The 26,302-nt window shown below is 65.4% G+C and carries 22 protein-coding genes; 8 read left to right on the top strand and 14 right to left on the bottom strand.

Annotated features, from left to right (window positions below; translation table 11 throughout):
- Positions 1-29: 29 nt before the first annotated feature.
- The 10 genes from AC0L3B_RS01505 to hpaR all read right to left on the bottom strand — a co-directional run bounded on the left by AC0L3B_RS01505 (position 30) and on the right by hpaR (position 14,352).
- Complete coding sequence (locus tag AC0L3B_RS01505; RefSeq protein ID WP_473379930.1) at positions 30-1,553, bottom strand: FAD-dependent oxidoreductase; 1,524 nt, start codon at positions 1,551-1,553, stop codon at positions 30-32.
- Between the two features lie 27 nt (positions 1,554-1,580).
- On the bottom strand, positions 1,581-2,207 hold the full coding sequence (gene folE, locus AC0L3B_RS01500) for a GTP cyclohydrolase I FolE (RefSeq protein ID WP_018456940.1): 627 nt from the start codon (positions 2,205-2,207) through the stop codon (positions 1,581-1,583).
- 136 nt (positions 2,208-2,343) lie between these two features.
- Positions 2,344-3,234 (bottom strand): alpha/beta fold hydrolase, encoded by an 891-nt coding sequence (locus AC0L3B_RS01495; protein ID WP_473379929.1) that lies wholly within the window; start codon positions 3,232-3,234, stop codon positions 2,344-2,346.
- Positions 3,235-3,246: 12 nt separating this feature from the next.
- Positions 3,247-4,074 (bottom strand): metal-dependent phosphohydrolase, encoded by an 828-nt coding sequence (locus AC0L3B_RS01490; protein ID WP_026233269.1) that lies wholly within the window; start codon positions 4,072-4,074, stop codon positions 3,247-3,249.
- Between the two features lie 211 nt (positions 4,075-4,285).
- On the bottom strand, positions 4,286-5,164 hold the full coding sequence (locus AC0L3B_RS01485) for a transglutaminase family protein (RefSeq protein ID WP_473379928.1): 879 nt from the start codon (positions 5,162-5,164) through the stop codon (positions 4,286-4,288).
- Entirely contained in the window at positions 5,161-7,698 is a 2,538-nt protein-coding gene (locus AC0L3B_RS01480) for a circularly permuted type 2 ATP-grasp protein (protein WP_018456944.1), read from the bottom strand. The genes AC0L3B_RS01485 and AC0L3B_RS01480 overlap by 4 nt, the downstream gene beginning before the upstream one ends.
- A gap of 27 nt (positions 7,699-7,725) precedes the next feature.
- Complete coding sequence (locus AC0L3B_RS01475; RefSeq protein WP_247488103.1) at positions 7,726-10,995, bottom strand: transglutaminase family protein; 3,270 nt, start codon at positions 10,993-10,995, stop codon at positions 7,726-7,728.
- A 204-nt stretch (positions 10,996-11,199) separates the two neighbouring features.
- Positions 11,200-12,723, bottom strand: a complete 1,524-nt coding sequence (locus tag AC0L3B_RS01470; RefSeq protein WP_018456946.1) for a UxaA family hydrolase — start codon at positions 12,721-12,723, stop codon at positions 11,200-11,202.
- Between the two features lie 93 nt (positions 12,724-12,816).
- On the bottom strand, positions 12,817-13,593 hold the full coding sequence (locus AC0L3B_RS01465; protein WP_018456947.1) for an HpcH/HpaI aldolase family protein: 777 nt from the start codon (positions 13,591-13,593) through the stop codon (positions 12,817-12,819).
- 240 nt (positions 13,594-13,833) lie between these two features.
- Positions 13,834-14,352, bottom strand: coding sequence for a homoprotocatechuate degradation operon regulator HpaR (gene hpaR / locus AC0L3B_RS01460; protein ID WP_018456948.1), 519 nt, complete (start codon positions 14,350-14,352; stop codon positions 13,834-13,836).
- A 110-nt stretch (positions 14,353-14,462) separates the two neighbouring features.
- On the opposite strand from hpaR, the gene hpaH reads away from it, so the two are divergent.
- The 6 genes from hpaH to AC0L3B_RS01430 all read left to right on the top strand — a co-directional run bounded on the left by hpaH (position 14,463) and on the right by AC0L3B_RS01430 (position 20,806).
- Positions 14,463-15,269 carry a 2-oxo-hept-4-ene-1,7-dioate hydratase gene (hpaH, locus tag AC0L3B_RS01455; RefSeq protein WP_018456949.1) on the top strand — a complete coding sequence of 269 codons (807 nt, stop codon included), beginning with the start codon at positions 14,463-14,465 and terminating at the stop codon, positions 15,267-15,269.
- A 30-nt stretch (positions 15,270-15,299) separates the two neighbouring features.
- A complete protein-coding gene (locus tag AC0L3B_RS01450) occupies positions 15,300-15,698 on the top strand; it encodes a 5-carboxymethyl-2-hydroxymuconate Delta-isomerase (RefSeq protein WP_018456950.1) in 399 nt (132 codons plus the stop codon).
- Positions 15,691-17,229 (top strand): 5-carboxymethyl-2-hydroxymuconate semialdehyde dehydrogenase, encoded by a 1,539-nt coding sequence (hpaE, locus tag AC0L3B_RS01445; protein WP_473379927.1) that lies wholly within the window; start codon positions 15,691-15,693, stop codon positions 17,227-17,229. The genes AC0L3B_RS01450 and hpaE overlap by 8 nt, the downstream gene beginning before the upstream one ends.
- A gap of 66 nt (positions 17,230-17,295) precedes the next feature.
- Positions 17,296-18,279, top strand: coding sequence for a 3,4-dihydroxyphenylacetate 2,3-dioxygenase (gene hpaD / locus AC0L3B_RS01440; RefSeq protein WP_018456952.1), 984 nt, complete (start codon positions 17,296-17,298; stop codon positions 18,277-18,279).
- Between the two features lie 3 nt (positions 18,280-18,282).
- Positions 18,283-19,152: a fumarylacetoacetate hydrolase family protein gene (locus AC0L3B_RS01435; RefSeq protein WP_018456953.1), complete on the top strand. Its 870-nt coding sequence runs from the start codon at positions 18,283-18,285 to the stop codon at positions 19,150-19,152.
- A gap of 25 nt (positions 19,153-19,177) precedes the next feature.
- Positions 19,178-20,806, top strand: a complete 1,629-nt coding sequence (locus AC0L3B_RS01430) for a thiamine pyrophosphate-dependent enzyme (RefSeq protein ID WP_018456954.1) — start codon at positions 19,178-19,180, stop codon at positions 20,804-20,806.
- A 168-nt stretch (positions 20,807-20,974) separates the two neighbouring features.
- Here AC0L3B_RS01430 and alkB read toward each other — a convergent pair whose 3' ends face one another.
- The 4 genes from alkB to AC0L3B_RS01410 form a co-directional block, all read right to left on the bottom strand.
- Positions 20,975-21,628 (bottom strand): DNA oxidative demethylase AlkB, encoded by a 654-nt coding sequence (gene alkB / locus AC0L3B_RS01425; RefSeq protein ID WP_026233271.1) that lies wholly within the window; start codon positions 21,626-21,628, stop codon positions 20,975-20,977.
- Between the two features lie 9 nt (positions 21,629-21,637).
- Positions 21,638-22,384, bottom strand: a complete 747-nt coding sequence (locus AC0L3B_RS01420) for a 2OG-Fe(II) oxygenase (RefSeq protein ID WP_018456956.1) — start codon at positions 22,382-22,384, stop codon at positions 21,638-21,640.
- Positions 22,385-22,540: 156 nt separating this feature from the next.
- A complete protein-coding gene (locus AC0L3B_RS01415) occupies positions 22,541-23,227 on the bottom strand; it encodes a DUF2848 domain-containing protein (RefSeq protein ID WP_247564938.1) in 687 nt (228 codons plus the stop codon).
- Positions 23,220-24,569, bottom strand: a complete 1,350-nt coding sequence (locus AC0L3B_RS01410) for an amidase (protein WP_018456958.1) — start codon at positions 24,567-24,569, stop codon at positions 23,220-23,222. Before AC0L3B_RS01410 ends, AC0L3B_RS01415 begins: the two co-directional genes overlap by 8 nt.
- 173 nt (positions 24,570-24,742) lie before the next feature.
- On the opposite strand from AC0L3B_RS01410, the gene AC0L3B_RS01405 reads away from it, so the two are divergent.
- Both AC0L3B_RS01405 and AC0L3B_RS01400 read left to right on the top strand, forming a co-directional pair.
- Entirely contained in the window at positions 24,743-25,156 is a 414-nt protein-coding gene (locus AC0L3B_RS01405) for a Zn-ribbon domain-containing OB-fold protein (RefSeq protein WP_473379926.1), read from the top strand.
- Between the two features lie 3 nt (positions 25,157-25,159).
- The gene (locus AC0L3B_RS01400; protein ID WP_018456960.1) at positions 25,160-26,299 is read left to right on the top strand and encodes a thiolase C-terminal domain-containing protein; all 1,140 of its coding nucleotides are present in this window, start codon (positions 25,160-25,162) and stop codon (positions 26,297-26,299) included.
- The last annotated feature ends 3 nt before the right edge of the window (positions 26,300-26,302 follow it).

Below are 26,302 nucleotides of genomic sequence, written 5' to 3'. Positions count from 1 at the left end.
ATTGACGCAAATCGAGACGGATGCGCGCCTCAGCCGCGTGTCCGCTCCATCTCCAACTCGGCCTTGAGATTGTCGAGATCGCGATAAATTGAAGCAATCGCAAGAACGCGGCCGCCCTTGCGATACTTCAGCAGGCAGTCCTTGCCACAAATGCTGCCGTCGATCGCGATGTCGTCGAAGCTCTCGGCGTGGCCGACATAGTTGATCGGCACGTCATAGTGCTGCGACCAGAAGAACGGCACGGCCTCGAAGCGCTCGCGCTTGCCGAGCATGTTGCGCGCCGCGGTCTGGCCCTGCCGCTCCGCCACCACCCAGTGCTCGACGCGGATGGTTTGCCGCGAATGCGGATCGGGCCAGCGCGCGATGTCGCCGGCGGCGAAGATGCCGGATACGCTGGTCTCCAGATATTCGCTCACGCTGACGCCCCGATCGGCCGCAAGCCCCGCCTGCTCGGCAAGCGCAAGGCGCGGCTTGACGCCGATCCCGACCACGACCAGGTCGGCCTCGATCACGCCGCCGCTCTTCAACGTGGCGCGCGTGCCGTCCAGCTTTTCCACGGTGTCCTCGAGATGGAAGTTGACGCCGTTCTCCTCATGCAGCGCGCGCACGAAGTCGCCCATCTCGGGACCGAGCACCTTCTGCATCGGCCGTTCGTCCGGCGCGACCACGTGGAGCTCGATCTTGCGTGCCCGCAAGGAGGCCGCAACTTCGAGGCCGATGAAGCTGGCGCCGATCACCAGTGCACGCCTGGCGGTGCCGGCCGCCTTGATGATGGCGCGGCTGTCGGCGACGGAGCGCAGGGTGTAGACATGAGGCTGGTCGGCACCCGGAATCTGCAATCGGACCGGCTCGGCGCCTGTCGCGAGTAGCAGCCGGTCGAACGGCAGCCTGTCGCCGTTGCCCAGCGTCACGCTGCGCGTCTTCGCCTCGATCGCGGCAACATTCGTGTTGAGCCTGAGATCGATGCCGGCGTCCCGATAATAGTCCTGGCCCCGCAGCGGCAGCCAATCCTCCGGCGCGTTGCCCGCGAGGTAATCCTTGGAAAGATTGGGCCGGTCGACCGGCATCGCGCTGTCATTGCTGAGCATGGTGATGGCGCCGGCAAAGCCCTCGCGACGGAGCGTCTCCGCCGCCGCGAAACCCGCCGCGCCGCCACCGATGATGACGAATTTTTCCGGCGTTGGCGCCGTCCGGTGACGCGCCGGAGGCTTCGGCATCTCGCGCTTGCGCTGGACGACGATCTTGTCCTGATCGCGCGAGACCTCCCACACCGCCAGCGCATTCAGCGCCGGCGGACGGGTCGCCTCGCCTGACCGCAAGGAGAAGCAGGCGTGATGCCAGGGACAGCGGATGGTGTCGCCAACCACCAGTCCTTCTGCGAGCGGACCGTGATAGTGGCTGCAGGCCGGCTCGATCGCAAAGATCTCGCTGCCGGCCTGCACCAGCAGGACGTCTTCCTCGCCGACATGGCCGAGCAATTTGCCGTCCTTGAATTCGGCGAGCGTCACGCCTCGGCTCAGGTCGGGCCCGCTTGGCTTATTGTCTTCGGTCATGGCGTTGCCTCCTTGAGCCGTCGCGGATCAATCGTCCGAATTGGCCAGCCCCAGCAGCTCCTGGCGTGTCAGCGCATTGTCGCGGAACACGCCGAGCATGCGGCTGGTGACGAGATCTGTCCCGGGCTTATGTGCGCCACGCGTGGTCATGCAGTGATGCGTCGCCTTGATGATGACCCCGACGCCTTCGGGCCTCAGCACATCGTTGATCGTGTTGGCGATCTGCGCGGTCATCTTCTCCTGGATCTGAAGCCGCTTGGCGTAGATGTCGACGAGACGCGCGAGCTTGGAGATGCCGACGACGCGCCCTTGCGGGATATAAGCGACCCAGGCGCGGCCGACGATCGGTGCCATGTGGTGCTCGCAATGGCTTTCGAAGCGAACGCCGCGCAGGACGATCATCTCGTCATAGCCTTCGATCTCCTCAAAGGTCTTTTGCAGGATTTCGGTCGGATCCTGCGCATAGCCGGAGAAATACTCCTCGAAGGCGCGCGCGACCCGGTCCGGCGTATCGCGCAGACCGTCGCGCGCGGGATCGTCGCCGGCCCAGCGGATCATGGTCCGGATCGCCTGCTCGACCTCCGCCCTCTCAGGCCGCTCGCTCGGCGCCTGCGCGACCGCGACACGTTCCAGCCTGCGCGTTTGCGTCTTCATCGAAAACTCCCCTGCAACGAACCGCATACAGAACGCGGCCCCACAGCTTGGACGGCTGCGATTGGAAAAGGTTCCCGGAATCAGGAAAAATTGGAAGCTATGAGAGCGGCAAGACAGCGGGACGAGAAATCCGGCGCTATGAGGCCGCTTTCCGTACATCGAGCACGGCCTGGGCCCATTCGGCCGGCCGCTCCTGCGGTAAATTGTGGCCGGCCCCTGTAAAGACGCGCCGCTCGAAAAAGCCCACGAATTTGCCTGCGTGGTGAGCGGTGCCGGAATTGACGCCGTCGCTGTCACCGTCGATCGCGATGGTCGGTACCCGAACCGGGGGCTGGGCGGCGAGCTTCGCCTCGATCGCGGCATAGGCGGGATCGCCCGCGACCAGCGCGTAACGATGTCGATAGGAGTGGATCACGACATCGACGAAATCGCGATTGTCGAACGAGATGGCGCTGGTCTCGAACGTCGCGTCGTCGAAGGCCCATCTCGGCGACCACATCGACCAGAGCTGGCGCGCAAAACCGCGCCGGTTGCGCTCCAGCGCACGGCGGCCGCGTTCGTTGTGGAAGAGATATTGATACCAGAGTGCCGCCTCCTCCGGTGGCGAAGCCGGCTCCATCGAGCGCGCGATGTTCTGGATGTTGTAGGAATTGCCCGAGACGAGCGCGATCACGCGCTCCGGATGCAGCACCGAGACCACGCAGGCTGCGCGCCCGCCCCAGTCGTAACCGCCGACGACCGCGCGCGCAATTCCAAGCGCATCCATGAAGGCCAGCAGATCGGCGCCCAGCGCCGCCTGCTCGCCGGAGCGCAACGTCGCAGCGGAGCGGAATCGCGTCGGCCCGTAGCCGCGCAGCCAGGGCACCAGCACCCGCGCGCCTGCTTGCGCCATGATCGGCGCAGTCCCGGCATAGGCGTTCACGTCGTAGGGAAAGCCATGACCCATGATGCAGGGCCAGCCGTCCGGCGCGCCGTATTCGCGATAGGCGATGTCGAGGATATCGGTGGTGACCGTTTTTTGTTGCATTAGAAAGCGGAGCTATTTTTGCGGCCCGGATAACGTGATGTCACGTTCGGCGCGGAACACGTTGCTGTAGAGGTTGGCGATCCACTGCCGACCGATCTCGGTCTTGTTGAGGTAACCGATCTCGGTCTGGATGTGCGGCGCGACGCTATTCCAATAGAACTGCGGATAGCGGTTCACGATGTCGGCCGGCGAATCGTAGCCGAGCTGGCGGTTGATGCCGACTTCCTCGAACTCGTAGTAGAGCGCATTGGCCTTGCGCAGATAATTGGGGTCGCCGAGCTGGCCGATGAAGTCGGCCGCGCGCAGGATCGAGGCCTCGTCGTCATAGTCCTGGCCTTCCCGGGCCGGAAACCGGGTGCCCTCGATGGCGCGGGCGATGCGCTCCGGATCGAGCCCCGGAATGTGTCGCAGCCGCCGCGAGACATAAAGCTTGGAACGGTCGACATGATACATCATCAGGCTTGCATCCGAGGCGCCGCGCGGCAGTGACACCTTGGTGCCGGCTGCATCGATGACGAAGCCATCGGTGTCATCCTCCTCGAACAGGCCGCGCACATAGCCGATGTCATGGGCCAGGCAGGCGATCAGGACATGGACATAGTCTTCCGCCGACAGATGGGCGTGAAGATATCGGCCGCTGAGGATGGAGTGACCCGCCAGCGTCACCAGCATCGTATGCTCGATATTGTGATAAAGCGCGTCGCTATTGCCGATGCATTCCATCGCCGTGCGGGTTGCGCTCTCGACGATGCGCGCAGAGGGCTCGTCGAACCGACGACGCATGAACGAGCCCAGCAGTTTTTCAAGGGAGTCCGCCGCCAGTTTCGGTAACGTCATCATGGATGCAGCCCCGTCTGTCGGTGGTTTTCCACGCCAATTCCCGACGTCTCATTCTCGTCCTCGACGCAGGCGCCAGCATAGCCCATCTTGGCCGACTGGCCAAACCCGGGGGCGCAAACTCGGAAATATGTTGCGGTTTGTGCCCCGCGATATCGCGGTTGCGGTGCAGACCCGCCACACCCGGGATGGGTGTCGCGGGCAGGACCCGCAATCATTCCACCAACAGCACGTCGACGGCGACGTCGAGCTTCTGCTTCGGCGAGCCGACGATGATGCCGTCGACCGGCGAAACGTCGGAGAAGTCGCGGCCGACTGCGAGCACGATATGGTCGCCAGCAACCATAAGATCGTTGGTCGGATCGAAATCGACCCAGCCAAGCTCGTCCCCGCACCACAGCGACACCCAGGCATGGGTGGCGTCGGCGCCCTGCAGGCGCGGCTGGCCCGCCGGCGGAATGGTGCGCAAATATCCGCTGACATAGGCCGCGGGCAGGCCCAGCCCGCGCAAGCCCGCGATCATCACATGGGCAAAATCCTGACAGACGCCATGGCGCTTGACGAAGACCTCGTTGAGCGGCGTCGAGATCACCGTCGCCTTGGGGTCGTAGCGAAATTCGGTGCGGATGCGACGCATCAGATCGACCGCCCCGGCAAGGATGCCCGCGCCGGGCGCAAAGCTTTCCGCCGCATAGGCGCTGACCGGTCCCAGCACCGGCACTAGCGGGCTCGCAAAGACATAGCCGACCGGCGAGGACGGCCCGAGGCTCGTCGCCTCGAAGGCGATGTCGCGAATGTTCTCCCAGGCCGGGCTGACAGCGGCGCGCGCCGGCGGCTGGCGCGACACCTTCACGCGAGAGCGGGAATCGATGCGCAGGGTGCGATGCGAGGCCTCGATCACGACACTCTCGGTCAGGGTGCCGAAGAAATCGCGCCGGACGCTACGCTCTGCGGGGCGCGGACGGATCTCGACCTTATGCGAAATCAGCTCCTGGCCATGGCCGCTCCTCGGCTCCAGCCGCAGCGTGCAGCGCGCGAAGCTGACCGGGCTCTCGTATTCGTAGGTGGTGACGTGACGGATATCGTAGATCACGCCAGCCCCGTCAGCTTTTCCGGCCGGCTCGCATTGGGACCGTGCGGGAAGTAGTGCTGCCCGACCGCCTCGGCGAGGCTGAGCAGATCCTGCTCCAGGGCGAACAGCGTCTTGACCTCGAGCTTCTCGGCCTGCGCGGTCGCGAGCATCGCCTGCAGCGCGACCGCAAGCCGCTGCGGCTTCTCGATCAGGCCGTGCTCCTTCAGGCTCGGCAGTGCGGCGATGTGTTCGTTCAGCGTCGTCACCTGGAACGCCACGGAACGCGGATTGTAATTGTCGAGCACGGCGAGGTCTCGCACCGGCGCCAGGATCGGCGCCAGCAGATAGCGCGAGCGGTAGGTGATTTGGCAATCCACCAGCGTCAGCAGGATATCGAGATCCTCGTCGCCGGCCTCGTCATAGGCAAACTGCCGGGCAAAGCGCGTGGTGTTGATGGCGCGCTCGGTGCGCCGACCGATATCGAGGAAGCGCCAGCCGGCGGCGCGGTTCATGTTCTCATGCGCAAGGCCGGCAAAGCTCGCGAGCTCCTGCAAGGTCAACTCGGCCGCGCTCAGCACGCTGTCGTCGTCCTCGACCTCGACGGCCAGCCGCTCGACCATCTCGGTGATGACTTGCCAGGCATCGGGCGACAGCCGCTCGCGCAAGGAGGTCGCCGTGCGCTGGGCCGCGCGGACCAGCGACAGTGCCGAGCCGAAACGCTCCGGGCTCTGCAGCGCTTCGGCAACGATGCGGCCGGGCGCCGCGCGCGAGGTCTGCGAGATCGCGCCCCAGGTCACCAGCAGGCGCTGGATACGCTCCGCCGATTGCAGCGAGGCCGCGGTGCCCTTGTTGGGCCCGCTCGGCGAGCCCAGCGCCCGCACCAGCCGCAGCGTCGCCTCGGCGCGTTCGAGATAGCGGCCGAGCCAGAACAGATTGTCGGCGGCGCGACTCGGCAGCACGCCGGCGATCCGGCGGATGCGCACCTTGTCGACCGCAGGCAGCAGCGTCGCGGTCGAGACCTGCTTGTCCGAGACCACCCAGACGTCGGCGGAGCGCGCGCCGTCGCCCATCGACACCGCGCGCGCATCCGGCTGCTCGGCGATCCGGCAGAAGCCGCCGGGCATGATGGCCCAGCCGTCCGGCGTCGCGGCTGCGAACACGCGCAGCACGAAGGGACGCGGCGTGATTTGCCCCTGTTCCCACACCGGCATGGTCGAGAGCCGCACCACCTCCTGGCCGACATAGTCCATGCCGCGCGCAGCGATGGCGTCGCTCAGGCGCCGGCGCCCGGCGGCGTCGAGTTCGCTCGCGAGCACCGGACCGTTGCTGTCGAAACCGGGAACGCCGCGCCGATACGCGCCTTCGATCGCGACCTCGTCGAGCCGCGACAACACTTCGTCGCGCGCCGAGCGCTGGCCGCACCACCAGGTCGCGATGTGCGGCATCTTCAGCTCTTCGCCGAGCAGCCGGCGGCTGAGCGCCGGCAGGAAGCCGAGCATCGCGCGCGCCTCGAGGACACCCGAGCCCGGCATGTTGGCGACGACGACGCCGTCCTTGCGCAGCACGTCGATCAGGCCGGGGACGCCCAGCCGTGACGAGGCATCGAGCTCGAGCGGATCGAGCGAATTGGAATCGACACGGCGCAGCAGCACGTCGAGGCGCTTGAGGCCTGCAACCGTGCGGATGTGGATATGATTGTCGCTGACGGCGAGATCGTCGCCCTCGACCAGCAGGAAGCCGAGATAGCGCGCCAACGTCGCGTGCTCGAAATAGGTCTCGCTGAAGCTGCCCGGCGTGAGCACGCCAATCCGCGGCTCGTCGCGGTCGGCGCGCGCCCGAAGACTGTCGCGAAACGCCTCGAAGAACGGCGCGACGCGCGGCACGTTCATCGACTTGTAGAGGTCCGAGAAGGCGCGCGAGAGCACCAGGCGGTTCTCCAGCGCATAGCCCGCACCCGACGGCGCCTGCGTGCGATCGCCGAGCACCCACCAGCGTCCGTCGGGCCCGCGGCCGACATCGGCGGCATAGAGCGAGAGATAGCGCCCGCCCGGCGGCGGCACGCCGCAGGCGGGACGGAGATATTCGGGGCTCCCCGCGATCGCGGCCGCCGGCAGCGCGCCTTCGGCGACGAGGCGGCCCTCGCCATAGATGTCACGCAGCACGAGCTCGAGCAACTCGGCGCGCTGGGTGATGCCGTCGGACAGCTGCTTCCAGTCGGCCTCGTCAATCAGCAGCGGCAGATGGCTGATCGACCAGGGCCGGTCGGCGCTCTCGCCGGGCGCGCGATAGGTGACGCCGGCCTCGCGGAGATGACGGTCGGCCATGCCAAACCGCCGCTCAACCTCATCGGGCGCGAGCGCACCGAAGGCATCGAAGAAGCGGCTCCAGACCGCGCGGGGCTTGCCGTCCGGGCCGAGAAACTCGTCGGGGATGTCGGGCAGGCGCCTGTAGTCGCGGACCCATTGCGCGAAGCGGCGCTGGCCTTCGCGCTGGCCATCACGTTGACCTTGCGCCTGACCCGCCTTGTCGTCCTCTTCGGCTGCGCCCTCGGCCATGCGCCACTCCCTGCCCCGGCATCATACTCATTGCAGGAGCGGGGTCCGCAAGTCGAGGGTCAGCGGAAACTCATTTGTGCGTTCCTCGGGCGGCGGCTGCATCGGACCCGGCGTATGGCCATGGTCCTGGAAGCGCGCCAGCCGCCGCGCCTCGGCCTCGTAGGTGTTGACGGGCTTGGTGTCGTAGCTGCGGCCGCCCGGATGGGCGACATGATAGACGCAGCCGCCGAGCGAGCGGCCGTTCCAGGTGTCGATGAGGTCAAAGGTCAGGGGCGCATGAACGGGAATGGTCGGGTGCAGGCCTGAGGCCGGCTGCCAGGCCTTGAAGCGGACGCCGGCCACGGCTTCACCAGAGCGGCCGGTGGCGGTCATCGGCAGGCGGCGGCCGTTGCAGGCGACGATATGGCGGCCCGCGACGAAGCCTTCCGCCTTGACCTGAAGCCGCTCGACCGACGAGTCGACATAGCGCACGGTGCCGCCGGCCGAGCCCTCCTCGCCGAGGACGTGCCAAGGCTCCAGCGCCTGCCGCAGCTCCAGCGTCACGCCGCCATGATGGATGCGGCCGAACGCGGGGAAGCGGAATTCGAGCTGGGCCAGATACCATTCAGGCTCGAACGGATACCCGGACTGCTTCAACTCGGTGAGCACTTCGAGGAAATCCTCCCAGATGAAGTGCGGCAGCATGAAGCGGTCGTGCAGCGCGGTGCCCCATCGCACGAACTTGCCTTGTTGCGGCTCGCGCCAGAATTTTGCGATCAGCGCGCGGATCAGCAGCTGCTGCGCCAGCGACATGCGTGGATCCGGCGGCATTTCGAGCGCGCGGAATTCAACGAGACCGAGGCGGCCGGTCGTGCCGTCCGGTGAATAGAGCTTGTCGATGCAGATCTCGGCGCGATGGGTGTTGCCGGTGATGTCGACGAGGAGATGCCGGAACAAGCGATCTACCAGCCACAGCGGCGCCTGAGTGCCCGGCGGCGGCACGTGCGTGAGCGCGACCTCGAGCTCGTAAATGCTGTCGTGGCGGGCTTCGTCGATGCGCGGCGCCTGGCTGGTCGGGCCGATGAACAGGCCGGAGAAGAAATAGGACAGCGACGGATGCCGCTGCCAGTGCAGCACCAGGCTCTTCAACAGATCAGGCCGGCGCAGGAACGGCGAGTCCTGCGGGCTCGAGCCGCCGACCACGACGTGATTGCCGCCGCCGGTGCCGGTGTGGCGACCATCGACCAGGAAGCGATTGGCACCGAGGCGTGTCTTGCCGGCATCCTCATAGAGCCCGACGGTGATGTCGACCGCCTCGCGCCAGTTCTTTGCCGGCTGGACGTTGACCTCGATCACGCCGGGATCGGGCGTCACCTTGATGACGTCGACACGCGGATCGAATGGCGGCGGATAACCCTCGACATGGACCTGGAGCTGCATCTCCTCGGCAGTCGCTTCGAGCGCCGCGATCATCTCGAGATAATCCTCGATCTGCTCGACCGGCGGCATGAAGGCGCAGAGCACGCCGTCGCGGACCTCGACCGACATCGCGGTGCGGACGGGGACCGAGGTGTTGAGCTGTTCGGGCTCGAGCCGCTCCGGCGCGTCCGGACGCGCCGGAAGGCTGAACACCGGCAGCTTGCCGCGGGCCTCCATCGGATCCCGCTCGACGATGTAGGGATACTGATCGGGCGGGACATAGCCGAGCGAGTCCAGCGGCAAGCGCAGGCCGAGCGGCGAATCGCCCGGCATCAGGAACAGATGACTGCGCCGGAGCTGCCAGCGCTCGCTGCGCCAGCGTGGCGCCGCATTCCAGCGCTGCACCGGCAGCACGAAGCCGCGAGGGTTGTTGAGCCCCTGTTCGAACACCCGCGCCATCCGCGCGCGGGCCTCCGGATCGGACAATTTGGAATCGGAAGGATCGACGTTGACGGGAAGCTCGGATTCCTTCTGCAGCCAGTACGCGGTGTCCTCATAGGCTGGCATGATGTAGCCGGGATCGAGCCCGAGCCGCAGCGCCGTGCCCTCCACGAACGCCTGGACGTCCTTGGCCTGCGCCGACCGCGGATTTTCGATGCTGGCGATGAGGTCGGCATTCTTCCAGATCGGCACGCCGTCCTTGCGCCAGTACAGGCCAAACGCCCAACGCGGCAGGCTTTCGCCGGGATACCATTTGCCTTGCCCGAAGTGCAGCAGGCCGCCGGGTCCGAAACGCGCGCGCAGGCGACGGATCAGATCGTCGGCGAGCCCGCGCTTGGTCGGGCCGACGGCGTCCGTGTTCCACTCGGCGCCTTCGAGATCATCGACGGAGACGAAGGTCGGCTCGCCGCCCATGGTCAGACGCACGTCCTGCGCCGCAAGATCGCCGTCGACCTGCTCGCCGAGATCGTTGAGCCGTATCCAGGATTCGTCCGAGAACGGCTTTGTGATGCGCGGCGCCTCGCGAATGCGCTTGACGCTCATGTCGAAGGCGAATTCGACCTCGGCAAAGCCCGCGCCGCCGGAGATCGGCGCGGCCGAGCGGTAGTGCGGTGTCGCGGCGACCGGGATGTGGCCCTCGCCCGCGAGCATGCCCGAGGTCGCGTCGAAGCCGATCCAGCCCGCGCCCGGCAGGTAGACCTCGGCCCAGGCGTGCAAATCGGTGAAATCGTTCTCGACCTCCGGCGGCCCCTCGATCGGATCGATGTCGGGACGGACCTGGATCAGATAGCCGGAGACGAAACGGGCGGCGAGACCGAGGTGCCGGAAGGTCTGGATCAGGAGCCAGGCGGAGTCGCGGCACGAGCCGGCCGCGGAGGAGAGCGTCTCCTCCGGCGTCTGCACGCCCGCCTCCATGCGGATGACGTAGCCGATCCTTTTCTGCAGCTCCCTGTTGAGATCGACCAGGAAGTTGACGGTGTTCGGGGCTTCGTGCGGGATCGTATCGAGATATTTCGCGAACAGCCGATCGGGCTTGACGGTCTCGAGATAAGGCGCGAGTTCCGTCTTGAGATCTTGCGTATATTCGAACGGAAAGCTGTCGGCATAGGGCTCGACGAAGAAGTCGAACGGATTGACCGTGGTCATCTGCGCCGTGAAATCGACCTCGATCTTGAGCTCGGTCGTCTTCTCCGGGAAGACGTAACGCGCGATCCAATTGCCCAGCGGATCCTGCTGCCAGTTCACGAAATGATTGGCCGGAGTGACCTTGAGCGAATAACTCAGGATCGGCGTGCGGGTATGCGGCGCCGGCCGCAGACGGATGGTCTGCGGGCCGAGATCGATCGGACGGTCGTATTTGTAGTGCGTGACGTGGTGTAGTGCGACGTAGATCGACACGGGGTGCGGTACTCCAGCAGCTTTTTTGAGCAGAACACCGCTGGTGACCTCGATCAAGCATTAACAACGGGCAGAGGGTGCCTAGGAAGTATCCGCCATAGCCCACCCGTAGCCTGGATGGAGCGAAGCGTAATCCGGGGTTCTTCACCCGCAGACTGACTTGTCCCGGATTGCGCTTCGCTCCATCCGGGCTACGAAGTCCCCTTACATCGTCGCGCCCAGCACCCAGGGCGCGAACTCGGCGCCGCCGAAATCAAAACTCTCGCTCTTGGTGGGCTGGCCCGACGCGGTCTTGAGGATGAGATCGAAAATGCGCTGGCCGCATTGCTGGACGCTCTCCTCGCCTTCGAGGATGGTGCCGCAATTGACGTCCATGTCCTCTTCCATGCGCTTGTACATGGGCGTGTTGGTGGCGAGCTTGATCGAGGGCGCCGGCTTGCAGCCGAACACGCTGCCACGGCCCGTGGTGAAGCAGACCAGATTGGCGCCGCCGGCGACCTGCCCGGTCGCGGCGACCGGATCGTAGCCGGGGGTGTCCATGAACACGAAACCCTTCTTGGTGATGGGTTCGGCGTAGCGCAGCACCTCGACGAGGTTGGTTGTGCCGGCCTTCGCCATCGCGCCGAGCGACTTCTCCAGAATGGTGGTGAGGCCGCCGGCCTTGTTGCCCGGGCTGGGATTGGCGTTCATCTCGGCGCCTTCGCGCGTCGTGTATTCGTCCCACCAGCGCATGAGATCGACCAGCTTCTCGCCGACCTCGCGGCTGACGGCGCGGCGCGTGAGCAAATGTTCGGCGCCATAGGTCTCCGGCGTCTCCGACAGGATCACGGTGCCGCCGTGACGTACGATGAGATCGCTGGCCGCACCCAGCGCCGGATTGGCGGAAACACCGGAATAGCCGTCCGAACCGCCGCATTGCAGCGCCACGGTCAATTCGCTCACCGGAACGGACTCGCGCTTGACCTTGTTGGACTCCGCGAGTGCCTCGCGTACGAAGGCAATTCCGGCTTCCACCGTCTTGCGGGTGCCGCCGACCTCCTGGATGTCCATCGCACGCAGACGTCCCGCGAGCTTCTGCTCCTCCATCAGGCCGCCGATCTGGTTCACCTCGCAGCCGAGGCCGAGCACGATCACATGAGAGAAGTTCACGTGCCGTGCATAACCACCGAGCGTGCGGCGGAGCAGCGCTAAGGGCTCGTTCTGCGTCATGCCACAGCCGGTCTTGTGGGTCAGCGCGACCACGCCGTCGACATTGGGGAAGTCGGCCAGCGGATTGTCGCCGGTGAACGGATTCTTCTTGAAGACGTCGGCGACGAGGCTTGCGACATGCGCGCTGCAATTCACCGAGGTGAGGATGCCGATGTAGTTGCGCGTGGCGACGCGGCCGTCCGGACGGCGGATGCCTTCGAAACTCGCCGGCAGATCGAAATTCGGCGTCGGCTTGACGTCGACGCAATAGGCATAGTCCTTGGCGAAATCGCCCATGCCGCAGTTCTGCACGTGCACGTGCTGGCCCGGCGCGATCGGCACCGTCGCAAAGCCGATGATCTGGCCGTAGCGTATCACCGGCTCGCCCAATGCGATCGGCTTGATCGCGACCTTGTGGCCGGAAGGAATGCGCTCGACCGTCGTCACGCCGTCGGCCACCAATGTTCCCGGCGGCAAGCTCGCGCGCGCGATCAGCACGCCATCATCGGGATGCAGGCGAATGACGGGGCTGATGGTCATGGGAGGTCTCCTTCAGACGAATAGTGAGTAGCGAGTGGCGAATGGAAAAGGGGAGCAGCTCATTCGCTACTCCCCATCGCCATTCGCGAGTTCTCAGGCCTTGCCGCCGGAATCCTTCCGGGTGGCGTTGACCTGCATCTTGGCGTAGGTCGTCATCAGGCCGACCTCGTTCGAGAGCGTCACCAGCTTGAAGCCCATGTTGATGGCGCGCGCGGCACCTTCGGCGCCGCTGCAATGGATGCCCGGATTGAGGCCGCGCTTGCCGCACTCCTTGATGATCTTCTCGTAGATCGCAAGGATCTCGGGCTCGGTGCGATCGAGCTTCGGTTCGAGGCCGTAGGAGAAGCCGAGGTCGGACGGGCCGATATAGACGCCGTCGATGCCTTCGACGTCGAAGATCGCTTCCATGTTCTCGACCGCGGTTTTGGTCTCCATCATCGGCAGCAGCACGATGTCGTCGTTGGCCGTCTTCTGGTAGGAGCCCGCGGTGCCGTACATGCCGGCGCGGATCGGGCCGTTGGAGCGGACGCCCTTCGGCGGGTACTTGGCATAGGAGACGAGGTTCCTGGCTTCCTGCGGCGTGTTGACCATCGGGCAGATCACGCCATAGGCGCCGCCATCGAGCACCTTGCCGATGATGCCGGGCTCGTTCCAGGGCACGCGGACCATCGGCGTGATCGGATGCTTGTCCATCGCCTGGAAGCACTGCACCATCGACAGATAATCCTGCACGCCGTGCTGCATGTCGACGGTGACGCTGTCGAAGCCGCATTGCGCGATCATCTCGGCCGAGAAGCCGGAGGGAATCGCGAGCCACGCGTTGACCACGGCCTTGCCCGACTTCCAGATTTCCTTGACCTTGTTCGCCACGTTGCCTTCCTTCTTTGTTTTGGACCTTCGTCACCATGACGAGCGCCGCGACAGCACGATGCCGTTATTAGCGCGAACCCGACCGCCGCGCTACGCTCGCGATGACGCAAGCTGTCACTGGCAAAGGCGGCGCAATCCGTCCCGGCGCCGCCGATTTTTGCGCATCGGCTGCGGGGCACTTTGAGCGAAAAAATGCGGCGATGTCCATGATTGTTGCCGCGCGCTCGCGCATATCTGCTTTCACTCCTCGGCACTTGCCTCCTCGCCCGCGCCGAGCCCTGCGAGACTTTGTTCGAGCTCGCTGAGCATCTCCTGCAATTCGACGAGCTTGCGTGCGCCAAAGCGGCGCGTGATCTCGGCATAAATCGCTTCGGAGGACGGCGCGACGGAAGCCATCAGCTTCACGCCCTTTTCCGAGATCGAGACCATGCTGCGGCGCTGGTCCGCCTTGGCGGTCTTGCGCTCGATCAGATTGCGCGCCTCGAGATCACGCAGGATGCGCGACAGGCTCGGGCCGAGCAGGAACGCGGTGCGCGCGAGTTCCGTGACCTCGACCGTGTCGATCGCCGCGAGCGCGCGCAGGATGCGCCATTGCTGCTCGGTCAGGCCATGCGTGCGCAGCGAGGGACGGAATTGCCGCATCACCGCCTCGCGTGCCCGCAGCAACGACATCGGCAGCGAACGCGAGAAGTCGCGCATCGGCACCTGCCGCACGGCGGGCTCACTTCCGTTCGCAGGATCAGCCGGTCTCTTCGTCATGACGCCCTTTCAAGCCGCGAAACGTTTGCAGTGCAGCAAGCCAATTTGCGATTGACGCATTCACTTAACATGTTAAGTATCTTCCGGCACGACGATTTGTAAGATTACACATGGCGCTTTCAAACGACGATATCCGAGCTTGCGCGAACCGTCTGCACCACGCGGAAAAGACCCGTACGCAGATCCGGCAGCTCTCGCAGGACTTTCCCGACATCAGCATCGCTGACGCCTACGCGATTCAGAAGGCCTGGGTCGACGTCAAGGTCGCCGAGGGGCGCATCGTCCGGGGACACAAGATCGGCCTGACCTCGAAGGCGATGCAGAGCGCGCTTGGCATCAACGAGCCGGATTCCGGCGTATTGCTCGACGACATGTTCTTCGCCGATGGTGGCCTCGTCCCGACGGAGCGCTTCATCGCGACGCGCGTGGAAGCCGAGCTCGCCTTCGTCATGAGCAAGCGCCTCGCGGGCCCCGACTGCACACTGTTCGACGTGCTCAACGCCACCGACTTCGTGGTGCCGGCGCTGGAGATTCTGGACACGCGGATCGAGCGCGTCGATCCCCAGACCAAGGCGACCCGAAAGATCTTCGACACCATTGCCGACAACGCGGCCAATGCCGGCATCGTGCTCGGCGGACGGCCGATCCGCCCGCTGGACGCGGACCTGCGCTGGATCGGCGCGCTCTGTTTCAAGAACGGCCAGCTGGAAGAGACCGGCCTTGCCGCCGGCGTGCTCAATCATCCCGCGACTGCAGTCGCCTGGCTCGCCAACAAGATCGCACCGCTCGGCCTTGCGCTTGAGCCCGGGCAAATCGTGCTCGCCGGCTCTTTCATCCGTCCGATCGAGACCCGCAAGGGCGACACAATTCAAGCCGATTATGGCGCCTACGGCTCGGTGAGCTGCTACTTCGCTTAGACGACCAAAAAGACAGGGAGTGAAACCGCGATGCCGCATTTCACGATCGAATATTCGGCCAATCTCGACGACCGCCTCGACATCGGCGCGGCGTGCGAGGTGGTGCGCAAGGCTGCGGTCGAGACCGGCATCTTCCCGCTCGGCGGCATCCGCGTCCGCGCTGTCAAATGCGAGCATTATGCGATTGCGGACGCGCGGCAGGACTACGGCTTTCTCGACATGGTGCTGCGCATCGGCGAAGGCCGCGATCTGCCAACCCGCAAGAAAGCCGGCGAACAAATCTTCCATGCGCTCTCCCGCCATCTTGATCCCGTCTTCGCAAGCTCGAAATTCGCGCTCTCGTTCGACATGCAGATCAACGACAAGGATACGAGCTGGAAGCGCAACAACATCCACGACGCCCTGAAAGCGGAGGCCGCCCATGGATAAGCCCACGCCGAAAACCGACGTATTCCAGGCCAATCGCGACTGCATCGCACCGCTGCTGAAGACGCTGCGTGCCGACGGTATCGGCCACATGATCGACGGCAAGATCGTGCCGTCGATCTCCGGCGAGACGTTCGAGACGAAATCGCCGGTCGACGGCGCGACGCTGGCGAGCGTCGCCCGCGGCAATGCCGAGGATGTCGATCGCGCCGCCACCGCTGCCGCGCTGGCCTTCAAGTCCTGGCGCGACATGGGACCGGCGATGCGGAAGAAGCTGCTGCATCGGGTCGCCGACGCCATCGAGGACAATGCCGAGGACATCGCGGTGCTCGAATGCATCGACACCGGCCAGGCCTATCGCTTCATGGCCAAGGCCGCGATCCGCGCCGCCGAGAATTTCCGCTTCTTTGCCGATCGATGCGGCGAGGCGCGCGACGGCCAGAACACACCGAGCGACGAGCATTGGAACGTCTCGACGCGCGTGCCGATCGGCCCGGTCGGCGTGATCACGCCGTGGAATACGCCGTTCATGCTCTCGACCTGGAAGATCGCCCCTGCCCTCGCGGCCGGCTGCACCGTCGTGCACAAGCCGGCGGAGTGGTCGCCGGTCACGGCGGCCATTCTTGCGAAGCTCGTCAAGGAAGCCGGCGTGCCCGACGGCGTGCTCAATACCGTACATGGCTTTGGCGAAGAGGCCGGCAAGGCATTGACCGAGCATCCCGCCATCAAGGCGATCGGCTTCGTCGGCGAAAGTTCGACGGGCTCGGCGATCATGGTTCAGGGCGCGCCGACCTTGAAGCGCGTGCATTTCGAACTCGGCGGCAAGAACCCGGTGATCGTGTTCGACGACGCCGATCTCGACCGCGCGCTCGATGCGGTCGTGTTCATGATCTACTCGCTCAACGGCGAGCGCTGCACGTCGTCGAGCCGCTTGCTGATCCAGGCCGGCATCGCCGAAAAATTCGTCGAAAAGCTGACCGCACGGGTGAAAGCGCTGAAGGTCGGCCATCCCCTCGATCCCGCCACCGAGATCGGGCCGCTGATCCACGAACGTCATCTCGCGAAGGTCTGCTCCTATTTCGACGTCGCACGCCAGGACGGCGCGACGATTGCCGTCGGCGGCAAGGCCTATGATGGCCCGGGCGGCGGATATTATGTCGAGCCGACCCTGGTGACCGGCGCACACGGCAAGATGCGCGTGGCGCAGGAAGAGGTGTTCGGCCCCTTCCTCACCGTGCTGCCCTTCAAGGACGAAGCAGACGCGATCGAGATCGCCAACGACATCCGCTACGGCCTGACCGGCTATGTCTGGACCAACGATGTCGGCCGCGCGTTGCGTGTCGCGGATGCGCTGGAAGCCGGCATGATCTGGCTGAACTCGGAAAACGTCCGCCATCTGCCGACGCCGTTCGGCGGAATGAAGGCCTCCGGCATCGGCCGCGACGGCGGCGATTACTCGTTCGATTTCTACATGGAAACCAAGCACGTCTCGCTGGCGCGGGGCACGCATAAGATTCAGAAGCTGGGAATCTAACGCCCGCGGTTCCTCGGCGCGCGGAGCGCCAACGAGGAATGGCTGGGTCTAGAGAGGGGAAACGCAATGCCCGTACCGCAACATATCTTCGAGCCGCCGTTCAACATCATCCGCTCCAGCCACGCCGTGCTGGACGTCACCGACCTGAAGCTCAGCCGCGAGTTCTATGAAAGCGTTGTCGGCCTGCATGTCGAGGACGCCGACGACAAGGTCGTCTACTTGCGCGCCGCCGAGGAGCATCAGCATCACTCGCTGGTGTTGCGCAAGGCGGCCGCGCCTGCCTGCAACCGCCTCGGCTTCAAGGTCGGCAACGACGGGGATCTGGACAAGGCTGCGAAGTTCCTGTCCGAGAACGGCCTTGGCTACGCCTTCGTCGATCAGCCGTTCCAGGGCCGCACGCTGCAGTTCACCGATCCGTTCGGCTTCCAGATCGAGCTATATGCGTCGATGGACCGGCGGCCGCATCTGCTGCGCCGCTACGATCTCTACAGGGGCTGCCATCCGCAGCGGCTCGACCATTTCAACGTGTTCGCCGCCGAGGTGCAGGACACCGTCGAATTCTACGCCCGGCTCGGCTTTCGCCTCACCGAATACGCGGAGGAGGACGGACCGAACGGGCGCATCGCCGCCGCCTGGATGCATCGCAAGGGCAATGTCCACGACTTTGCCATCACCAACGGCAAGGGCCCGCGGCTGCACCACTTCGCGTACTGGACGCCGACGGCGATGAACATCATCCATCTCTGCGATGTCATGGCCTCGCAGGGCTTCGTGAAGAACATCGAGCGGGGCCCCGGCCGCCACGGCATCTCGAATGCGTTCTTCCTTTATGTTCGCGACCCCGATGGCCACCGGCTGGAGCTCTACACCAGCGACTATTTCACCGGCGATCACGACCACGAGCCGCTGCGCTGGTCGCTGCGCGATCCGCGCCGCCAGACATTGTGGGGCGCGCCGGCCCCGCGCTCGTGGTTCGAGCAGGGCTCGCCGTTCGCCGGGCAAGCCGTGCGCGAGCCGAAGTTCGTGGCCGACGTGCTGGTGGCGGATTAAGCAATGAATCTCCCTCGCCTCGCCACCTATTCCGTCAACGGCGCCGTCAGCTACGGCGCCGTCGTCGACGGCGGCATTGTCGATCTCTCCGCGCGCCACGCCAAGGATTATCCGACGCTGCGCGAGGTGATCGCGGCAGGACAGCTCGCGAGCCTCGCCGAAGAGGCTGCCGGCCGCACGCCCGATCATACACTCGGCGACATCATCTGGCTGCCGCCGGTGCCCGCGCCGGAAAAGATCATCTGCATCGGCGTCAACTACCCCGACCGCAATGCCGAGTACAAGGACGGCCAGGACGCGCCGAAATATCCGAGCATGTTCATGCGCTCGCCGCGCTCCTTCGTCGGCCACGACACGCCGCTGGTGCGCCCGCGCGCCTCCGCGCAGCTCGACTATGAAGGCGAGATCGTGCTGGTGATCGGCAAGCAAGGCCGACACATTCCGGAAAGTTCTGCGCTCGATCACATCGCCGCGCTGACGCTCTGCAACGAAGGCTCGGTGCGCGACTGGCTGCGCCATGCCAAGTTCAACGTCACGCAGGGCAAGAACTTCGATTCCAGCGGCAGCCTTGGCCCGTGGCTGGTGCCCTACACGCAGGAATCGCAGATTGCCGACATCCGCCTCACCACGCATGTCAATGGCGAGCTGCGCCAGGACGACCGCACCAGCCGATTGATGTTCCCGTTCCGCTATCTCATCAGCTATATCTCGACCTTCGCGACGCTCGTTCCCGGCGATATCATCGTCACGGGCACGCCGACCGGCGCCGGGGCACGGTTCGATCCGCCGCGCTACTTGAAGCCTGGCGATGTCGTCGAGGTCGAAGCCGAGGGCATCGGAACCTTACGCAACGGCGTCGTCGACGAAGCCTGAACACCGATTGAAATGGAATAGTGCCATGACCACCCTCACCGGCGGCGAAGCAATCGTAAGCGGCCTCGTCGCCCACGGCGTCGACACCGTGTTCGGCCTGCCCGGCGCGCAGGTCTACGGCCTGTTCGACGCCTTCCACCAGGCGCAGCTCAAGGTGATCGGCGCGCGGCACGAGCAGGCCTGCGGCTACATGGCGTTCGGCTATGCGCGCTCCAGCGGCAGGCCCGGCGTGTTCAGCGTGGTGCCCGGCCCCGGCGTGCTCAACGCTAGCGCCGCGCTGCTCACCGCGTTCGGCTGCAACGAGCCGGTGCTATGCGTCACCGGCCAGGTGCCGATGCAGTTTCTGGGCAAGGGCCGCGGCCATCTGCATGAGATGCCGGACCAGCTCGCGACCTTACGCACCTATGTGAAATGGGCGGACCGGATCGAATATCCCGGCAACGCGCCGACCACCGTCGCGCGCGCCTTCCAGGAGATGACGTCCGGACGGCGTGGCCCCGCTTCGGTCGAGATGCCCTGGGACGTCTTCACACAACGCGCGGACACGGCTGCAGCACAGGTGCTGGAACCTTTGCCGGCGCCGCAGCCCGACCCTGATATGATCAAGCAGGCGGCCGCGCTGATCAAGAACAGCAAGGCGCCGATGATCTTCGTCGGTAGCGGCGCAATCGAAGCGCGCGAGGAGATTCTCGAACTCGCCGAGATGATCGACGCGCCTGTCGTCGCCTTCCGCAGCGGCCGCGGCATCGTCTCCAATGCGCATGAGCTCGGCCTGACCATGGCGGCGGCCTACAAGGTGTGGCCGACGACCGATTTGATGATCGCGATCGGCACGCGCGCCGAACTGCCAGCATCGGGCTTCCGCTGGCCGTATCAGCCGAAGGGACTGAAATCCATTCGTGTCGATATCGATCCGGCCGAGATGCGCCGGCTCGCCTCCGATGTCGCTATCGTCGCCGATGCCAAAGCCGGCACCGCCGATCTGGTCGCAGCCGTGAAGAAGGCCGGCTATGCCAGGACCAGCGGCCGGCGGGGAGCGATCCGCGAGGCCACTGCGACAGCGCACGCCGAGATCCAACGCATCCAGCCGCAGATGGCGTATCTCAACATCCTGCGCGAGGTGCTGCCGGCGAACGCGATCGTGACCGATGAATTGTCCCAGTTCGGTTTCGCCTCCTGGTACGGCTTTCCGATCTACGAGCCGCGCACCTTCATCACATCAGGCTATCAGGGCACGCTCGGCTCGGGCTTCCCGACCGCGCTCGGCGCCAAGGTCGCCAATCCCGACAAGCCGGTGGTGGCGATCACCGGCGACGGCGGCTTCATGTTCGGCGTGCAGGAGCTCGCCACCGCCGTGCAGTTCAACATCGGCGTGGTGACGCTGGTGTTCAACAACAACGCCTATGGCAATGTCCGCCGCGACCAGCGCGAGCGCTTCGACGGCCGCGTGGTGGCGTCCGATCTGGTCAATCCGGATTTCGTCAAGCTGGCGGAGTCCTTTGGCGTCGCATCCGCGCGCGTCACCGCGCCTGACCAGTTCAAGGCGGCGATGGAGAAGGCGCTGGCCCATGGCGGGCCTTATCTGATCTCGGTGGAAGTGACGCGGGATTCGGAAGTCAGCCCGTGGGCGTTCATTCACCCGCCGAAGCCGTAAACGAAGCATCGTCGTTCCGGATCTCTTTCCTTCTCCCCTTGCGGGAGAAGGTGGATCGCTGACGCGCAGCGGCGGCGAGACGGATGAGGGGCTGTCTCCGCGGATGGAGACCCCTCATCCGCCTTCCCTTTCGGGAAGGCACCTTCTCCCACAAGGGGAGAAGGAAGATCAGCGCGTCCTGCGGAACGTCAGATTGACCCGCTTGCGGCCGAGCAACGCATGCTCGCCGTCGGCGAGCGGCGCGACGCCGTGATAGGCCAGCCTGCTAGGGCCGCCCCAGGCCACGACGTCGCCATGCACCAAGCGGTAGCGGCGCGGCTTGTCGCTGCGTGCCATGCCGCCGAACAAGAAAGTCGCAGGCAGGCCGAGCGAGACCGAGACGATCGGCGCCGAATAATCCAGCTCGTCCTTGTCCTGATGCAGCGACAGCCGCGTGCCAGGCTCATAGCGGTTGACGAGGCAGGCATCGGGCGCAAAGCCAGTAAAGCCGCCCTGCTCCGCCGCGCGGCGGGCGAGATCGCGGAGCACGGGTGGCATCGCCGGCCACGGCGCCCCGGTCCGCGGGTCGATGGGATCATAGCGATAGCCGGTATGATCGGTGATCCAGCCGCGCTCGCCGCAATTGGTCATGGCGACCGACATCAGATGCCCGCCGGGCGTGGTCATGCGCCGGAACGGCGACTGCGCCACGATGGCGCGCACCGCTTCGATCAACTCGCTTTCGATCGGCTTGACGAAGCCGCGCAGCAGAACGGCGCCGTCGGCGATCTCCTCGCGCGATGGCTGGGCTTCGGCGACATGGTCGAACAAATCCGCCATCAGCGGCAGCGTCTATTTCGCATCGTGAAAGATCACACCCAGCGTGTGGCGTTGGCCAGAGCGAATCCGGCTGACGCCATGGCGCAGGTTAACGCGGTAGGTGCCGCGTGTCCCCTGCACCGGGCGGTGATGCACAGCGAAGGCCACGGCGTCGCCTTGCGCGAGTGGAACCACTTCGGCGCGGGACTGCATGCGCGGGCGCTGCTCGGTCAGCACGAACTCGCCGCCGGTGAAATCGCGGCCGGGCTCCGACAAGAGGATCGCGACCTGCAACGGGAACACGTGCTCGCCATAGAGATCCTGATGCAGGCAGTTGAAATCGCCCGCCTCGTATTGCAGCAGCAGCGGCGTCGGCCGCGCCTGGCCTGCCTCGTGGCAGCGCTTCAGGAACGCGGCGTGTTCGGAGGGATAGCGGATGTCGATCCCCATCGCCTCGTTCCAGCGATTAGCGACGCCCTGGAGATGCGCGTAGAGCGCCGGGCGCAACTGCGCGATCAGGTCGGGCAGCGGATAGGAGAAATATTTGTACTCGCCGCGGCCAAAGCCGTGGCGGCCCATGACGATGCGGCTGCGAAAGTTGGCGTCGTCGGGATAGAGCGCGGCGACGGCGCGGCATTGCTCCGGCGTGAGCAGGCTCTTCAGGAGCGCGCAGCCCTGGGTGTCGAGTTCGGCGGTGATCTGAGGCCAGTCGAGGGCATCGACGCGGGCGGCGGGGTCCGTGGCTGGCTTATCAAGCGATTTGCGTGCTGTTGCTGTCATGGCTCTGACCTTCGCAGGACCGCCCCGTCCTCTACCACCCGATTTCCGTCTCTCTCCTCGTCATTGCGAGCGGAGCGAAGCAATCCAGAATCCCTCCGCGGAACCAGTCTGGATTGCTTTGTCGCAAGGGCTCCTCGCAATGACGAAGGAGAGACTTTAGCCCCGCACCGGCAGCGTCACCACGTCATAACCGTGCTTGATCGTGCGCTTCAGCACGGGGTCCTCCAGCTCGAAATCGAAACGATCGGCGGGGCGGATACCGCCCTTCGCCGCAAACGTGCCGCCGAACATGGCGCAGCCGTCAGGGAATTTCCCACCGTCGAAGCCACGCGCGATGAGGTCGGCGACCGGCAGCATCGCGTCGGGCGTGCCCTCCTGGTAGAGCACGCGCTCGCCCTTGATGGTGGCCCAGGAGCGCAGGATCATCCTGTCCCAATGGCCGATGACGTCCTCGAGCTCCCACAGCGTGGAGGCGATCGGCTTGTCGCACATCTGCTTGGACACGGTGACGTTGTAGGCCTCGACCTTGCGGTCGGTGTGGTCGGAACCGCAGCCGACGAAAATGCGACCCTGCCAGCCGATCAGCACGAACTCGACCTCACCGGAGGAATCGCCGCCGGTGCATTCGATGCTGTCCTCCTGCGTCAGCCGCCGCGCCGAGGCACGGTAGTAGATAGGCGTCGAAGCCGGCGGGGCGATACCCATCTCCTGCAGTTCGGCAATGTGCTTGTCGCGCGCGACCGGATCGCGGCCGGTCCAGCCGGCGATGACCATCTGGTCGATCGCCAGCGTCAGCGGCGTGGTGGTGTCCTGGGCGTCAACGGTGAAAGTCAGGTCAAACACGAATTACGGCCTCCATGCCGGCAGCAAGCTCGAAGATACGGCGGTCCGATCCGCCCGCGCCCGCCAGCATCAGGCCGACGGGAATTTCGCCCTCGCGATGCGCCGGCAGCGAGATGGCGCAACCGTCGATCATGTTGATCAGGGTGCAATTGCGGAGCGCCCGCAGGTTTTCCCTGGTGAACTCCTTGTCGTCGGCGAGATCGGCGATTTTCGGCGGCGTGTTGGCGGTGGTCGGCAGCACCAGCGCGTCATAGGGCGCGATCCGCGCATTGACGCGGGCGATCAGCGAGCGGCGCTCGTTGAGAAGATCGATGTAGTCCGCCGCGCTCTGCGCCTCGCCGCGCATGATCCGCACGGAGACTCGGGGATCGTAGACGTCGCCCTTGGACGTGAGGAGATAGCGATGCCAGGCGTAGCTTTCGGAAGCGGCAAAGCCGCCCTTGGCGTTCATCGGTCCGATGTCGTGGAATTCGGCCATCTCGATGCGCTCGATGATCGCGCCGTGATCGGCGAGGCTCTTGAGCGCACGCTCGAATGTTCCGGCCACAGCCGCGTCGAGGTCATCGAGCGCGATCGTGGTCGGCACCGCCAGCCGCATGCCCCTGACAGGTCGCGGCTTCAGCGGGCCGATCAGCTCGTTGGCGAGCACGGCATCGAGAATGGCACAGCAACTGACCGATCGTGCCAGCGGCCCGATGCTGTCGAGCGAGAACGACAGCGGCACAGCCCCGTCGAGCGGCACGCGCCGCTGCGTCGGCTTGTAGCCGACGATGCCGTTATAGGCCGCCGGAATCCGGCAGGAGCCGCCGGTGTCGGTGCCGAGCGCGCCATGCGCCATGCCGTCGAGCACGGACACCGCGGCACCCGAGGACGAACCGCCGGGCACGTGGCCCTCGGCCCGGTTCCAGGCGCCCTTTGGCGTGCCGTAATGCGGATTGATGCCGATGCCGGAATAGGCGAACTCGGTCATGTTGGTGCGCCCGATCACGACGAAGCCGGCCTTGCGCAGCCGCGCTACCGTGGGGGCATCCTGCTCGGCCGGCGAGGAATCATCGAGCGCGCGGGAGCCGGCGCGCGTCACCTGGCCCTTGATGTCGAAGAGATCCTTGATCGAGACCGGGATACCGGCGTAGCGCGACGGCGCCGCCTTCACCTTGCGCAAACCGTCCATCGCATCCGCCGCCACAAGCGCGGCGTCCCTGTCCACATGGATGAAGGCACGCTGCCCCTCGCCGGCCGGATCGGCGATTTTGGCGATGCAAGCCTCGACCAGCTTGCGGGAGCTGGTGCGGCCGCTTTCGAGGTCTTCGGCGAGCTTCTTCAGTGTCGAAAAATCGGGCATGTCTGTCTCACGGAATATTTGCGCGCAATGTATAGCGCTGCCTCACTTCGACACAAGCATTGTGCGCATGATGGCATGCATGCGCATTGCTGGACCGTTGACGCGCCATGGTCGATTGTCGCATCAAGATCGCAACAGCCGGGCTTCGCTTGGCCTTGGGAGGACCTGCCGAGATGGCCGAACCGCACCGCGCGCGACCGAAACCGACGCCGGAGACCCAGCATTTCTGGGACGGCACCAAGGCGGGCGAGTTGCGCCTGCAGCGCTGCGACGCCTGTGGGCATGTCTATTTCCCGCCGCGCCCGTTCTGCCCGTCCTGCGCCTCGCGCAAGGTCAGCATCTTCAAGGCGAGCGGCAAGGGCTTTCTCTACAGCTACGTCATCAACCACCGTCCCGCCGCGCCCGGCTTCACGCCGCCTTACGCGATTGCGGTAGTCGAGCTCGAAGAGGGACCGCGGATGATGAGCAACATCATCGACTGCCCGCAGACGCCGGAGGCGCTCGAACTCGACATGAAGCTCGAGGTGGCCTTCGAGGCGCTCGACGACAAGATCACCCTCCCCGTATTCCGTCCGGCGAAGGGATAGACCATGCGCAGCAATCAGGTTGCCGTCGTCGGCGCGGCCGAGACCACCGAACTCGGTGTCATCCCCAACGTCTCGCAGCTCCAGCTTCACGCGGATGCGGCGCTCAATGCCATTGCCGATGCCGGGCTGAAGCTGTCCGACATCGATGGTTTCGCCACCGCCGTCGAAACGCCGCAGCAGGTCTGCCACTATCTCGGCATCAAGCCGACCTGGGTGGACGGCACCTCGGTCGGCGGCTGCTCCTTCATGCTGCACGTCCGCCATGCCGCCGCAGCGATCGAGGCCGGCCTGTGCAAGACGGTGCTGATCACCCATGCCGAGAGCGGCAAGTCGATGATCGGCAAGGCGCCGCGCTCGATTCCTGCCGACAGCCTGCAAGGCCAGTTCGAGGCGCCGTTCGGTGTCTACGGCCCGCCCAGCATGTTCCCGATCCCCGTGCTTCGCTTCATGAAGACCTATGGCATCACGCACGAGCAGCTCGCCTCGGTCGCAGTGGTGCAGCGGGAGTGGGCGGCGAAGAATCCGCGCGCGATGATGAAGGATCCCATCACGGTCGCGGACGTCCTCAACTCGCGCATGATCGCCTATCCGTTGCGCCTGCTGCAATGCTGCCTCGTCACCGACGGCGGCGGCGCGCTGATCCTGACCTCGGCGGACCGTGCCAGGGATTTTCCGCGCAAGCCCGTCTACATCATGGGCACCGGCGAGAGCGTGGAGACGCCGATGGCCAGCCAGATGGAGACGTTCAACTCCTCGCGCGCGTTCAAGACCGCTGGGCCCCTCGCCTTCAAGGAGGCCGGCATCGCGCATAAGGACGTCGACCATCTCATGATCTACGACGCCTTTGCGCATCTGCCGCTGTTCGGCCTCGGCGACCTCGGCTTCATGCCGCACGAGGAGACCGGAAAGTTCATCGCCGACGGCAACACGCGGCCCGGCGGCAAGCTGCCGCTCAACACCAACGGCGGCGGCCTGAGCTACATGCATTCGGGCATGTACGGCATGTACGCGCTCCAGGAGAGCGTGCGGCAGATGCGCGGTATCGCGCCGGCGCAGGTCGCCAACGCGAAGATTTCGGTGTGTCACGGCGTCGGCGGCATGTTCGCCGCGTCGGGCACGATCGTGTTTACGAACCAGAGGTAATCC

Source organism: Bradyrhizobium sp. Kon56 (assembly GCF_055807635.1).
Note: the sequence above shows the minus strand (reverse complement) of the source record. Positions and strands in the feature narration are given on the sequence as shown.